We start from the raw sequence: 241 nt of genomic DNA on the forward strand, positions 1-241 counted from the left end.
GTCGGGGAATGACGATGCGCGCGCGCCCTCACCGTTCCCGCTTCGCCGCCCGCCCGCCCGCAAGCACGCCCGCAAGCACACAAGCCCGCCGCGAGCGCGGCGCGGCGATCATCACCGCGCTGCTCGTCGTCGCGCTGTCGGCGATCCTCGTGTCGGGGATGCTGTGGCGCCAGCAGGTGCAGATTCGCCGGATCGAGAACCAGCGCGTGATCGCGCAGGCGCAGTGGGTCGCGCGCGGTGC

At 73.4% G+C, this 241-nt stretch carries 1 protein-coding gene; it reads left to right on the forward strand.

Annotated features, from left to right (window positions below; all coding sequences use genetic code 11):
- Positions 1 to 14 precede the first annotated feature (14 nt).
- Positions 15 to 241 (forward strand): hypothetical protein (locus R2R70_RS22740; RefSeq protein WP_410979307.1); only part of this gene is annotated, 227 nt, incomplete at its 3' end.

It is taken from the genome of Cobetia sp. SIMBA_158 (assembly GCF_046566945.1).
Taxonomy (GTDB): Bacteria; Pseudomonadota; Gammaproteobacteria; order Pseudomonadales; family Halomonadaceae; genus Cobetia; species Cobetia amphilecti.